This is a genomic window from Natronohydrobacter thiooxidans (assembly GCF_001884735.1).
GTDB classification, from domain to species: domain Bacteria; phylum Pseudomonadota; class Alphaproteobacteria; order Rhodobacterales; family Rhodobacteraceae; genus Roseinatronobacter; species Roseinatronobacter thiooxidans_A.
In genome coordinates this window covers 52,834-64,824 of sequence record NZ_MJAP01000003.1, presented here as the reverse complement: position 1 = coordinate 64,824, position 11,991 = coordinate 52,834, and the positions used below count along the sequence as shown (strand labels likewise).

Annotated in this window: 11 protein-coding genes; 8 read left to right on the top strand and 3 right to left on the bottom strand. The window is 62.4% G+C overall.

What is annotated here, in order from left to right:
- The first annotated feature begins 40 nt into the window (after nucleotides 1-40).
- From BG457_RS02900 to BG457_RS19805, 4 genes are read left to right on the top strand one after another with little or no spacing between them, the layout of a single operon-like run.
- On the top strand, nucleotides 41-772 hold the full coding sequence (locus BG457_RS02900; RefSeq protein ID WP_071795516.1) for a heme ABC transporter permease: 732 nt from the start codon (nucleotides 41-43) through the stop codon (nucleotides 770-772).
- Entirely contained in the window at nucleotides 769-927 is a 159-nt protein-coding gene (locus BG457_RS19810; RefSeq protein WP_139257525.1) for a heme exporter protein CcmD, read from the top strand. Before BG457_RS02900 ends, BG457_RS19810 begins: the two co-directional genes overlap by 4 nt.
- Entirely contained in the window at nucleotides 920-1,456 is a 537-nt protein-coding gene (locus tag BG457_RS02895) for a DsbE family thiol:disulfide interchange protein (RefSeq protein ID WP_071795515.1), read from the top strand. Before BG457_RS19810 ends, BG457_RS02895 begins: the two co-directional genes overlap by 8 nt.
- Nucleotides 1,457-1,479: 23 nt before the next feature.
- Nucleotides 1,480-1,665: a hypothetical protein gene (locus BG457_RS19805; protein ID WP_139257524.1), complete on the top strand. Its 186-nt coding sequence runs from the start codon at nucleotides 1,480-1,482 to the stop codon at nucleotides 1,663-1,665.
- Here BG457_RS19805 and BG457_RS02890 read toward each other — a convergent pair.
- From BG457_RS02890 to acnA, 3 genes are all read right to left on the bottom strand, one after another.
- Nucleotides 1,649-2,044: a hypothetical protein gene (locus tag BG457_RS02890; RefSeq protein WP_139257523.1), complete on the bottom strand. Its 396-nt coding sequence runs from the start codon at nucleotides 2,042-2,044 to the stop codon at nucleotides 1,649-1,651. The genes BG457_RS19805 and BG457_RS02890 overlap by 17 nt on opposite strands.
- 116 nt (nucleotides 2,045-2,160) lie before the next feature.
- A complete protein-coding gene (locus tag BG457_RS19800) occupies nucleotides 2,161-3,111 on the bottom strand; it encodes a hypothetical protein (protein ID WP_139257522.1) in 951 nt (316 codons plus the stop codon).
- Between the two features lie 473 nt (nucleotides 3,112-3,584).
- The gene (gene acnA / locus BG457_RS02880) at nucleotides 3,585-6,335 is read right to left on the bottom strand and encodes an aconitate hydratase AcnA (RefSeq protein ID WP_071795512.1); all 2,751 of its coding nucleotides are present in this window, start codon (nucleotides 6,333-6,335) and stop codon (nucleotides 3,585-3,587) included.
- Between the two features lie 254 nt (nucleotides 6,336-6,589).
- Between acnA and BG457_RS02875 the strand changes: the two genes are divergently transcribed.
- The 4 genes from BG457_RS02875 to BG457_RS02860 all read left to right on the top strand — a co-directional run bounded on the left by BG457_RS02875 (nucleotide 6,590) and on the right by BG457_RS02860 (nucleotide 11,971).
- Nucleotides 6,590-7,306, top strand: a complete 717-nt coding sequence (locus tag BG457_RS02875; RefSeq protein ID WP_071795511.1) for a DUF1223 domain-containing protein — start codon at nucleotides 6,590-6,592, stop codon at nucleotides 7,304-7,306.
- A 239-nt stretch (nucleotides 7,307-7,545) separates the two neighbouring features.
- Entirely contained in the window at nucleotides 7,546-8,670 is a 1,125-nt protein-coding gene (gene lptF, locus BG457_RS02870; protein WP_071795510.1) for an LPS export ABC transporter permease LptF, read from the top strand.
- Nucleotides 8,667-9,761, top strand: coding sequence for an LPS export ABC transporter permease LptG (gene lptG, locus BG457_RS02865; protein ID WP_071795509.1), 1,095 nt, complete (start codon nucleotides 8,667-8,669; stop codon nucleotides 9,759-9,761). The genes lptF and lptG overlap by 4 nt, the downstream gene beginning before the upstream one ends.
- Nucleotides 9,758-11,971, top strand: a complete 2,214-nt coding sequence (locus BG457_RS02860) for an LPS-assembly protein LptD (protein ID WP_084657441.1) — start codon at nucleotides 9,758-9,760, stop codon at nucleotides 11,969-11,971. Before lptG ends, BG457_RS02860 begins: the two co-directional genes overlap by 4 nt.
- Nucleotides 11,972-11,991: the final 20 nt, after the last annotated feature.

Sequence of the window (11,991 nt, the reverse complement as noted above, 5' to 3'; positions counted from 1 at the left end):
AAGGCTTGAGACAATGCGGCGCGAAAGGTAGGTGATCCCCATGGCGTCCTTCTGGGAATATGCGAATCCGCTGAAATTCATGCGCGTGACCGATTGGCTGTTGCCGATCGTGGCGGTGGCGGCTGTCGTGGTCACTGCCACAGGGCTGATCTGGGGGTTCTTCTTTACGCCCGATGATTTCCGGCAGGGCGCGACAGTGAAGATCGTGTTCCTGCATGTGCCCGCGGCGATGATGGCGATCAATGTCTGGGTGATGATGCTGGTGGCCTCGCTGATCTGGCTGATCCGGCGCCACCATGTCAGCGCGCTGGCCGCAAAAGCCGCAGCACCCATCGGGCTGACCATGACGCTGATCGGGCTGATCACCGGCGCGGTCTGGGGACAGCCGATGTGGGGGACGTGGTGGGCCTGGGACCCGCGCCTGACCAGCTTCTTGATATTATTCCTGTTTTATCTGGGCTATATCGCGCTTTGGGCGGCGATTGATGACCCGGATACGGGCGCGGATCTGACGGCGGTGCTGTGTCTGGTGGGGTCGGTTTTCGCGGTGCTGTCACGCTATGCGGCGCTCTTCTGGAATCAGGGATTGCATCAGGGCGCGTCCTTGTCGGTGCAGCCGGGGACGCGGATGGACTGGGCCTATAAGGCACCGCTCTATACCTGCATGCTGGGCTTTGGTCTTGTTTTCCTTGCGCTTTTGCTGGCCGGAACCCGCACGGAGATCCGCGCGCGGCGGATGAAGGCGCTGGTGGCACGGGAGCGGATGGCATGATACCGGATCTTGGCAGATACACGCTGGAAGTATCTTTGGCCTATGTAGTGTCGCTGGGGCTGATCGGCGTTCTGGCTTTTTTTTATTGGCTCAGAGGGCGTTCGGTGAAGCGCCAGCTGGCCGAGATCGAGACAGGTCGAGGGAAAAATGGGTAAATTCCGTCCACTGATGTTCCTGCCGCCGGTGATCTTTGCGGCGATTGCGGCCTTGTTTTTCGTGGGAAATTTCCGCGAGGACCGCGATGCGCTGCCTTCTGCGCGCGAGGGGCAGCCTGCGCCTGCGGTGGTGCTGACGCAGTTGGGCGATAATTTACTGTTTGATGACAGCAGCTTGCGCGATGGCGAGGTGAAGCTGGTCAATTACTGGGCCTCCTGGTGCGCGCCTTGCCGGGCGGAGCATCCGCTGTTGGAGGAACTGGCCGAGGATCTGCCGGTTTTTGGCGTCAATTACCGCGACCAGCCGGACCGGGCGCTTGATTTCCTTGACGAATTGGGCAATCCCTTCGCTGCGGTCGGGCAGGATCTGCCGGGGCGGATGGGGCTGGACTGGGGCCTTTATGGCGTGCCGGAAACCTATGTGGTGGCGGGTGACGGGACGGTCATGCTGCGATTCGCGGGGCCGATTACGCGCGATGTGATCGAGCGGCGGATCAGACCCGCGATTGAACAGGCGCGGGCGCGCTGAGCGTAAACTTACAGATTCGAGACATGAAAAAAGCCGCGGATTCCGCGGCTTGTTTCTTTTTTCATCCAGCAAAAAAGGCTTTCACGTTTTTCGCCGATTCTGCGGCGTTAACCATTTTCTTTTTTCGCAAGGCGAAAACGTTTTTCATTTCGCCCTGTGCCGCTCTGGCCCGCGTGACGGGGGCGCGGGGGACTATTCGCGGACGATGAAGGGCATGACCTCGCGCATTGTCCCGTCGCTCAGGACCAGCTCCCAGCGACCGGGGCGGGTCATCTGACCCGAGGCCGAGAGCGCGCCGTCACTATCGGCGCCCGCATCGAGCGGGATGGCCTGCCCGCCCGTGGGGCGCAGCGCGATTTGCGGGGTCTGGGTGACGGCATGGGTGACAGTCAGTTCCACCCGGTAGCCGCCGTCAATGGCGACAGCAGTGCGGATCTGCGGCGTGATCTCGGTCGAGTGCAAGAGCAGCGTCTGGTTCGCACCGACAATGGGCAGGGGGTCGCGCACGAAGAATGTGACCGAGGCCATCAGCAGGATGAAGCCCATGATCAGGCCGAGGATCGTCAGGGCGATGATGCGGGTGGACATGGGGGCTTCCTTCATGGGCTATGGGGGGTAAGTGCCATGAAGGGGGGCGGGGGGCAAGGGAGGGGAGGGTGGATGGTCGAGCGTCTCGAAGCTATTGATTGCCGCATTCCGATTACTCAGACTGATGTGGCGATAGCTTTCTTCTTAAGTAATATGGTGTTTGTGCCAATGCCTGCATATGCATAAGTTGACGCTGCAAGTTCACTGGCCCCTTGATCAAAGGTCACGAACCAATCGCACCGAGATGCTTCCTCGATATGCTGAGCATCACGAAATTGTGCTGCGAATTTTTGTGCCTGTCGAGGGCCAGAAAAAACTCCTTTGCGTTTAGTCAGACCTAGGCCAAAGAGAGCAAAAGCGAATCCTGTCAGTTCACCGGTTTCGAGACCACGAACCTGTGCAAATTTTTCTGGATACTCTTCTTCGAATTTGCATCGCTCTGTCTCGTCTAGTTTTGAAAGTAAGTGCTTCACCTTTTCAATTGGATCCATTTCCTTCATTGGGTCACCATGTCTTGCAGCCAAAACTTGGTCTTCTATCGCCCGCCAGCCTTCTGTGACATCAATGGATGAAAGGTTCATGGAGATCTCTTTCAAGGTGCTATGCAGTCCTGAAGAATCGCTATGAGGGTGTTCATGAAATAAGTGTTCCAAAGCTTCAGCTATTTCGTCTTGAGTTTCTTTAGCGATATGAATCATAGATTTTTCGCGAAAGCCGCCAAGAAAATGATGAATTGGCGCCAGCATAGCTTCAAAGGCATCATACACTGACGAAAGCTCCAGATAGGTGGCAAATCTTTCTTCTGGTTGGGCAGGATCCAAGGAACATATTTGGTTATGTCGATTATGGAGTTGGCCAGGATTTCTTACGAAAACTGCATCAAGTTCATTTATTAAATTCGTGTATTCCTCTTGGTTTGTCCACATCTCATGAATATGAACGTCAGAGAAAGCTATACGATGGTGAAAGGATGGAGCAGCAAAGCTTTTGCGCATTTCTTTGGCTTCTGGTTTTAGTAGTTCACTGAATACACAGTTGTCAAAGTATAGGACTAGTTGTCTATTCATGTTCTCTGCCCATCGAAAACCGCGATAGTATTTTATGAGCGTGACAGAATTTTACAAGTTTCAGTCACGTTTTTAGTCATAGTTTTCTTGTGGCTGTCGAAAGCATGCCGATGTTGCGCTACCACTGCTCTTCTATACTGGCTCGGATATCTTGCAAGCATCCGTTGTGCCGGCATCACTGCCGCCAGAACCAAATCCCCCCGCGCGGAATCAAGGCGCGCTTGCGCGCCGCCGCGCAGCGCCCGACCGCCCCCCCGCTGTCGGGCGCTGCGCGGCGGCGCGTCCCGCTGACGTGTTTGCGTTGGCTCTGCGGGGCGGCGGTGTGTTCCGCACCATAAACTGTCAGCCAGAACCGGTGTGAGCGCCCCCCCGCGGTCGGGCGCTGTGCGGCGGCGCTTTCTCTGCCGGTCTTAGCCACAAAAAACCCCGGCACAATGGCCGGGGTTTTTCCGTATCGCTCTGTGGGGGCGGGGTTACGCCGCGCCCGCCAGATCGCGCAGCACATAATGCAGCACGCCGCCATGTTCGACATATTCCTTCTCGATGGCGGTATCGATCCGGCATTTCAGCGTGATCACCTTTTCCGTCCCATCCGCATAGGTGATGGTGCAGGGCACTTCGGAGAGGGGTTTCAGATCGCCCTCCAGCCCGGTGATCGAGACTGTCTCATCGCCCTTGAGCCCCAGCGATTTGCGGGTGTCGCCGCCGGTGAATTCGAACGGGATCACACCCATGCCGACGAGGTTCGAGCGGTGGATGCGCTCGAAGCTTTCGGCCACCACGGCCTTGACGCCCAGAAGCGAGGTGCCCTTGGCCGCCCAGTCGCGCGAGGAGCCTGCGCCATATTCCTTGCCGCCGAAGATGACGAGCGGCACACCGGCTTCCTGATAGGCCATGGCGGCGTCATAGATCGAGGTTTGCTGCCCGTCCGGGCCTTTGGTATAGCCGCCTTCGACGCCATCGAGCATCTCGTTGCGGATACGGATATTGGCGAAAGTGCCGCGCATCATGACTTCGTGGTTGCCGCGACGCGAGCCGTAGGAGTTGAATTCGCGCACTGGCACCTGACGTTCTTCCAGATAGCGGCCTGCGGGCGTGGTCTGTTTGAAGCTGCCTGCGGGGCTGATATGGTCGGTGGTGATCATGTCGCCCAGGATCGCGAGGACGCGGGCGCCCTTCACATCGCTGATCACGCCCGGCTCTTTCGACATGCCCTGGAAATAGGGCGGGTTCTGGATATAGGTCGAAGATGCCGGCCAGTCATAGGTTTCGGCCTCTGGGATCTGGACGCCCCGCCATTTCTCGTCGCCTTTGAACACATCGGCGTATTTCGACTGGAACGCCTCGCGGGTGACAGTGCGCTCGACCAGTTCCGCGACTTCCTGCTGGGTGGGCCAGATGTCTTTCAGATAGACGTCGCGGCCTTCCGGTGTCTGGGCAATGGGGTCGCGGGTGATGTCGATATTCATGTCACCGGCGAGTGCATAGGCCACGACCAGCGGCGGCGAGGCGAGGTAATTGGCGCGCACGTCAGGCGAGATGCGGCCCTCGAAATTGCGGTTGCCGGAGAGCACGCTGGTCGCGATCAGGTCGTTCTCGTTGATCGCTTTCGAGATCTCTTCCTGCAGGGGCCCCGAATTGCCGATGCAGGTGGTGCAGCCATAGCCCACGAGGTTGAAGCCGATGGCGTCGAGATCCTCTTGCAGCTCGGCGGCTTCGAGATAGGCCGAGACGACCTGCGAGCCGGGGGCGAGGGAGGTTTTCACCCAGGGCTTGCGGGTCAGGCCCAGCGCGCGGGCCTTGCGGGCCACCAGACCGGCGCCGATCATGACATAGGGGTTCGAGGTGTTGGTGCAGGACGTGATCGAGGCGATCACGACCGAGCCGTCGCGCAGGCGGTAGTCTTCGCCTTCGACTGCCGCCGATTTGCGGATATCATTGCCGCTGGTGTTCAGCGCGCCCTCTGATGCCATATCGCGGGCTTCGGTAGTGACGTCAATGCCGCGATATTCGCCGACAACCTTGTAAAACCCATCGGCGGCCTGATCGAGGGGCGTATGATCCTGCGGGCGTTTGGGGCCGGAGATGGCAGGCACGACCGTGCCCATGTCCAGCTCAAGCGTGTCGGTATAGATAGGCGCGTAATCCGCACCACGCCAGAAGCCGTTTTCCTTGGCGTAAGCCTCGACCAGCGCGATCCGGTCCTCGTCGCGGCCGGTGCCGCGCAGGTAGCGCAGCGTTTCGTCATCGATCGGGAAGAAGCCGCAGGTTGCACCGTATTCGGGGGCCATATTGGCGATGGTCGCGCGGTCGGCGAGCGGCAGCTTGTCGAGACCGTCGCCGTAGAATTCCACGAATTTGCCGACAACGCCCTTGGCGCGCAGCATCTGCACGACTTTCAGCACCAGATCGGTGCCGGTGGTGCCCTCGACCATCTCGCCGGTCAGCTTGAAGCCCACCACTTCGGGGATCAGCATCGAGATCGGCTGGCCCAGCATCGCCGCTTCGGCCTCGATCCCGCCGACGCCCCAGCCGAGCACCGCCATGCCATTCACCATGGTGGTGTGGCTATCGGTGCCGACAAGCGTGTCGGGATAGGCCACGGTTTCGCCATTCTGGTCAGTGTCGGTCCAGACGGTCTGGGCCAGATATTCGAGGTTGACCTGATGGCAGATGCCGGTGCCGGGGGGCACGACGCGGAAATTGTTGAACGCGCCCTGACCCCATTTCAGGAAAGTGTAGCGCTCCATGTTGCGCTCATATTCGCGGTCCACATTCATCTGGAAGGCGCGCGGATTGCCGAATTCGTCGATCATGACTGAGTGGTCGATGACCAGATCGACCGGGTTCAGCGGGTTGATCTTCTGCGGATCGCCGCCCAATGCCTTGATCCCGTCGCGCATCGCGGCCAGATCGACCACTGCGGGGACGCCGGTGAAATCCTGCATCAAGACGCGGGCCGGGCGATAGGCGATCTCGCGCGGGTTCTTGCCGCCCTGCTTGCCCCAGTCGGAGAAGGCCTTGATGTCCTCCACGGTGACGGTCTTGCCATCCTCGAAACGCAGCATGTTTTCCAGCACGACCTTGAGCGCGGCGGGCAGATTGGCGAAATCGCCAAGCCCCGCGGCCTGCGCGGCGGGGATCGAGTAATAGGCAACGGATTTGCCGCCTGCGCTGAGAGTCTTGCGCGTGCCTGTGCTGTCTTTTCCGACGATGATGGTCATGGGGCTTGGCCTCCCTGATGGGTGAAAGGGGTCTTGCTGGGCCTGACTTACCCTCTTCCGACCCTGCCGATCAAGCAGATTCGCGCAATTTGTATACCATTGTGCACAAAAAAATTCCTCGGCGGGCGCGCAGGGCGGGTGTGGCCATGCTGCCGCGCCTTCCGGCTTCTCGCAAAACCTTGATTGGCCGCAGCGGGCATGCAAGGTTAGACCGGCGCTACGTTGCATCATCGGGGCATCATCGGGGATTTCATATGCGCTTTGCTTTGGGGTGGCGGGTCTTGCTGTGCATGATGCTCGGCTTTGTCACGCCCGCTTATGCGCAGAACGATCCTGTCGTGGTCGAACTGTTCACCTCGCAAGGCTGCGCGGCCTGCCCGCCTGCGGACCGGTTGCTGGAGACGCTGGCGGATCGTGACGATGTGATCGCGCTGGCGCTGCATGTCGATTACTGGGATTATATCGGCTGGACCGACAGTTTCGGTCAGGCCCAGTTCAGCAAGCGCCAGAAGGATTATGCGCGCTCCAAGGGGCGGTCCTCGGTCTATACGCCGCAGATGATCATCGGCGGTATTGATGAGGTGAAGGGCTCCTCGACGCCGCAGGTCATGGGCACGCTTGGCACGCATCTGAGCATGAATTTCGTGCGCAGCACGATCCGCATCGCGCTTTCGGGTGAGCGGGGGCGGGAGGTCACTATCGAGGCCACGGCTGATGGGGGTCTGCCCTTCGCGACCGAGGTGCAGCTTGTGCGCTACAAGGATGCCGAGAGCGTGGATATTCTGGCGGGCGAGAATGCCGGGCGGTCGGTGACCTACCGCAATATCGTGACCTCCTGGCGCACGCTTGGCACATGGGACGGAGTGCGCCCCTTCCGCCAGACGCTGCCTGCGGAAGGCAGTGAGGCGGTGGTGGTGCTGATTCAGGAGCAGGGTCTCGGGCCGATTGTCGCGGCGGCGCGGCGGCGGTGATTTCGGTTTTGTGACGGTGGTCAGGGCGCTGTGAGGGTGCGACTGATCCCGGCGGTCTGAGCGCCCGCTCATGGCCCTCCCGCCCGCCCTTGCCATTCGCGGGCGCTGCCCGCGCTGCCGCGCGGGCGGGCATTATGGCTACGGGTGTGCGCCGGATCTTCCTTGCACCAGCGGCTTTTCATCCGCGCCAAGCGGCGTTAATGTCTGCGCCGGGGTGACAGGGACAGAGTGCTGCGCGCGTGACAAGGATCGACCGATATCTGCTGGCCCAGCTTCTGATGGTCTTTGCCTTCTTCTCGCTGGTGCTTGTCTCGGTCTATTGGGTCAATCGTGCGGCGCGGCTGTTTGATGCGCTGATCGGGGACGGGCAGAGTTTCTGGGTGTTTCTGGAACTCTCGGCGCTGACCCTGCCCAATGTGATCCGCGTGGTGCTGCCGCTTTCGGCTTTCGCGGCCTCGGTCTATGTCGCGATCCGGCTGACGCGCGATCATGAAATGGTGGTGCTGCAGGGGATCGGGTTCTCTTATCTGCGGCTTTTGCGTCCGGTGTTGATGTTCGGGGTGATCGTGGCGCTGATGCTGGCGGCGCTGATGCATGTGCTGATGCCACTGTCGCGCGCGCAGCTTGCCGAGCGGCAGGTGCAGATCGCCGAGAATATCACCGCGCGGTTTTTGCGGGCGGGCGAGTTTCTGGACCCGGCCGAAGGGATCACCGTTTTTCTGCGCGAGGTGACGCCCGAGGGGCAGCTTCTGGATGTGTTCCTGTCGGACCGGCGCCGGGCCGGGCTGCGGGTGGATTACAGCGCGGCCTCGGCCTTGCTGGCGCCGGGCCCGCAGGGGCCGGTGCTGGTCATGCTGGAGGGGGTGGCGCTGGTCCATGATGACGCAACCGGGCGGCTGACCACGATCGGCTTTGATGATCTGACCTATGATGTGGGGGCGCTGATCGGTCCGGCGGGGCGCGGCACGGATGTGCGCGAATTGCCGACGCGGATGCTGGTCGAGGGAGATGCCGGGAGCTTCGAGGCGATGGGGCTGACGCTGGCCGAGGCGCGGTTCGAGCTGATGTCGCGCCATGCGCAGCCGCTGCTGGCGCTGGTCACGGCGCTGATCGGATTTGCGGCGGTCTATCTGGGCCAGTTCAGCCGTCTGGGCGCCTGGCGGCAGGTGCTGGGGGCGATTGTCGCGCTGGCGCTGATCCAGCTTGTGGGCAATGCGGCCTCTGGGGTGGCGCTGCGCGATGCGGGCCGCGCGATGCTGGCTTTCCTGCCGGTGGGCCTGGGGGTTCTGGTGGTGGTGGGGATGGTGTTCTGGGCCAGCCGCAGGCGCGGCCAGCGCCCGATGCAGCCGCAGGGGGCAGCATGATCCTGGAGCGTTATCTGATCCGGCGCGTGGCGCTGACCTTCCTGATGGTCTCGGGGGTGTTCCTGAGCATGCTTCTGCTGCTGGATATGGTCGAGCAGATGCGCAGGCTGGCGGCGCAATCGCCCGGTTTCGGGCAGATCCTGCGGCTGGCGGCGCTGAACCTGCCCGAGGGGTTTTACGAGATCGCGCCCTTGGTGCTGATGCTGGCGGCGATGTGGGTGGGGCTGGGCTGGTCGCGCTCTTCCGAATTCGTGGTGATACGCGCGACGGGCCGTTCGGTGCCGCGTTTGATGATCGTGCCGGCGCTGGTGGTGCTGGTGGCATCAGCCGGGTTTGTTGCAGTGATGAACCCGATGGTGGCCGGGGCCTCGCGCGAATATTCGCGCGTGCTGGCGCAGGTGCGGGGCACCTCGGCCAGTGTCGCGGCGCTGAGCGATCAGGGCCTGTGGTTGCGGCAGGCGGATGCGGCGGGGCAGACGGTCATCCATGCGCAGCGCGCCGAGGAGACCGGCACGATCCTGCATGACGTGACCTTTCTGGTCTTTCATGCGAATGCCGGGATCACGACGCGGCTGCGTGCGCAACGCGCGGATTTGCGCCCCGGCCTCTGGGCATTGAGCGAGGTCAAGCTCTGGGAGCTTTCGGAGCGCAATCCCGAGCAGGCGGCGCAGGTCAGTGCCACGATGGCCCTGCCCACGGATCTGACGCCCGAGCAGATTCGCGACAGTTTCGCGCAGGTGCGCGCGATCCCGCTGGCCCAGCTTCCCGGTTTCATCGCGACATTGGAGCGCGCCGGGTTTTCGGCGCTGGAGCACCGGATGCGGCTGAATATGGAACTGGCGCTGCCGGTTCTGCTGACCGGGATGATGCTGCTGGCACTGGCTTTGAGCATTCACCACATGCGCGCGGGCGGGGCGGGGATTCGGGCATTGATCACGATTCTGGCTGGATTCAGCCTGTTCTTTCTGCGTAACTTTGCGCAGGTTCTGGGGGAAAGCGGACAGATTCCTGTGCTTCTTGCAGCCTGGGGGCTGCCGGTTGCCACGGTCCTGTTCGCCGTCGGCATCATGTTGAATCTGGAGGAAGGGTGACGGGTTTGCAGCAACCCCTGCGGCAGGGACGGGCGCCGCGCGGCGCCGCCGTTCTGGCGCGTGCGGCAAGCCTGCTGCTGGTGCTGGTGCTGGCGGTGATGCCCGCGCGCGCCACAGCGCAATCCACGCCCGAATTCGCGACATTGATCGCCGACCGGCTGTTCATCGACGGGGCCACAAGGCTGGTGGCCGAAGGCAATGTCGAGGCGCTGTTCGGCACCACCCGGCTGCAGGCGCGGCGGGTCATCTATGACCGCGCGACCGGGGCGCTGTCGGTCGAGGGGCCGATGGTGCTGAATGACGGGCGCGACGTGATCATGCTGGCCGATGCGGCGGAGCTTTCGGACGGGATGCGGCGCGGGCTGATCCGTTCGGCGCGGGTGGTGTTTGACGAGCAGTTGCAGATTGCCGCCGCCACGGTCGAGCGGCTGGATGAGCGTTTCACCGAGATGACGGCGGTTGTGGCCTCATCCTGCGAGATCTGCGCGACCCGCCCGACGCCGCTGTGGGAGATCCGGGCGCGCCGGGTCGTGCATGATGACGAGGCCCGGCAGGTCTATTTCGAGAATGCGCAGTTTCGCCTGTTCGGGTTGCCGGTGCTTTATGTGCCGCGCCTGCGCGTGCCCGATCCGCGACTGGAGCGCGCGACCGGCTTTCTGAGCCCGCGTTTCACAGTCAATACCGGGCATGGGATCGGGCTGCGCACGCCCTATTTCATCGTGTTGTCACAGAGCCGCGATCTGACGCTGACGCCTTTTGTCTCGAACCGCGGCACCCGCGCGCTGGAATTGCGCTACCGGCAGGCTTTTGCGACGGGGCTGCTGGAGTTGGGTGGCACGGTTGCGCGCGACCCGATCCGGCCCGGCGAGACGCGCGGCATGGGTTATGCGACGGGGGATTTCGCGCTGGGGCGGAACACCCGGCTGAGTTTCAACCTGATCCAGCCCTCGGACCGGAGCTTTCTGGAAGATTACGGTCGCGACCAGCCCCGGCTGACCAGTGATATCACGCTTGAGCGGATCACGCGCGACACGCGCCAGCGCCTGCAATTGCTGCAATTCCGGTCGTTGCGGCTGGGGGATGTGAATGCGCGATTGCCCAATCAGGTGGGGCAGGCGGTGCTGGAGCATCGGCGCGATGTGCCGGGGCTGGGGGGCGTGGCCGGGCTGCGGCTGGAGACCGAGTTCCTGCGCCGCAGGCTGATGCTGCCGGGCAGTGAGGCCATGCCGGGGGTGAATGCCGACCGGCCGCGGCAGATGGGGCGGGTGAGTCTGGATCTGGACTGGCGGCGCGATGCGGTGCTGCCCGGCGGTGTGCTGGGGGCGGTGGGTCTGCATCTGGGGCTGGATCATTTCCGGCTGTCGGATACGGGCGGGGCTTTTGGCGCGCAGGTCTCGCGGGTCACGCCCAATGTGATGGCGGAATTGCGCTGGCCCTTGTTGCGCAGTGACAGTGACGGGGTGCGCCATGTCATCGAGCCGGTGGCGCAGGTGATCTGGGGCCGGGACCGGATGGCGGGGGTGCCGGTCGAGGCCGGACGCATGCCGGAATTTGACGAGGGCAATCTCTTCAGTCTGAACCGCTTTCCCGGCGCCGAGATCCGCGAGGCGGGGCTGCGCGCCAATCTGGGGGCGACCTGGACGCGGCATGATCCTGAAGGATGGACCAGCACCCTGACGCTGGGCCGGATCTGGCGGCAGCGCGATCTGGGGCAGTTTTCTGCGGCAACGCCGCTTTCGGGGGGCAGCTCGAACTGGCTGCTGGCGGGCAGTCTGGACATGATGGACGGGCTGAGCCTGAGCAACCGCTCGCATTTCACCTCGGATTTCAAGCTGGAGCGCACGGCGTTTGAACTGGACTGGGCGACAGAGACTTACAGTATTTCGACCAGCTATATGCGTATTCTCGCCAATCCCTTTGAGGAGCGGGCGGCCACAGCTTCGGAATGGAGTTTCGAGGGGACGCGGCAGTTGAGCGAGTATTGGACGGGCCGGGTGGGCTGGCGCTATGACATCGCCCAGAGCCGCGCGGCGCGGGCGCTGGTGGGCTTTAATTACCAGAATGAATGTCTGCGCGTCGAGATGGGGCTGGAGCGGCAATTCGCGTCAGCGACAACCCCCGCGGCGCGCACGAGTTTCGGGCTCAATCTGGATATTCTGGGGATCGGTGGCAATCCGTCGCGCGCGCGGCGGATGTGCAGTGATCTGTGAGGGGTGATGGCTTGCGCGCG

What these genes read in the sequence shown, in the direction of transcription:
- BG457_RS02900 (WP_071795516.1), top strand. Translation starts at nt 41, where the DNA reads ATGGCGTCCTTCTGGGAATATGCGAATCCGCTGAAATTCATGCGCGTG.
- BG457_RS19810 (WP_139257525.1), top strand. Translation starts at nt 769, where the DNA reads ATGATACCGGATCTTGGCAGATACACGCTGGAAGTATCTTTGGCCTAT.
- BG457_RS02895 (WP_071795515.1), top strand. Translation starts at nt 920, where the DNA reads ATGGGTAAATTCCGTCCACTGATGTTCCTGCCGCCGGTGATCTTTGCG.
- BG457_RS19805 (WP_139257524.1), top strand. Translation starts at nt 1,480, where the DNA reads ATGAAAAAAGCCGCGGATTCCGCGGCTTGTTTCTTTTTTCATCCAGCA.
- BG457_RS02890 (WP_139257523.1), bottom strand. Translation starts at nt 2,044, where the DNA reads ATGTCCACCCGCATCATCGCCCTGACGATCCTCGGCCTGATCATGGGC.
- BG457_RS19800 (WP_139257522.1), bottom strand. Translation starts at nt 3,111, where the DNA reads ATGAATAGACAACTAGTCCTATACTTTGACAACTGTGTATTCAGTGAA.
- acnA (WP_071795512.1), bottom strand. Translation starts at nt 6,335, where the DNA reads ATGACCATCATCGTCGGAAAAGACAGCACAGGCACGCGCAAGACTCTC.
- BG457_RS02875 (WP_071795511.1), top strand. Translation starts at nt 6,590, where the DNA reads ATGCGCTTTGCTTTGGGGTGGCGGGTCTTGCTGTGCATGATGCTCGGC.
- lptG (WP_071795509.1), top strand. Translation starts at nt 8,667, where the DNA reads ATGATCCTGGAGCGTTATCTGATCCGGCGCGTGGCGCTGACCTTCCTG.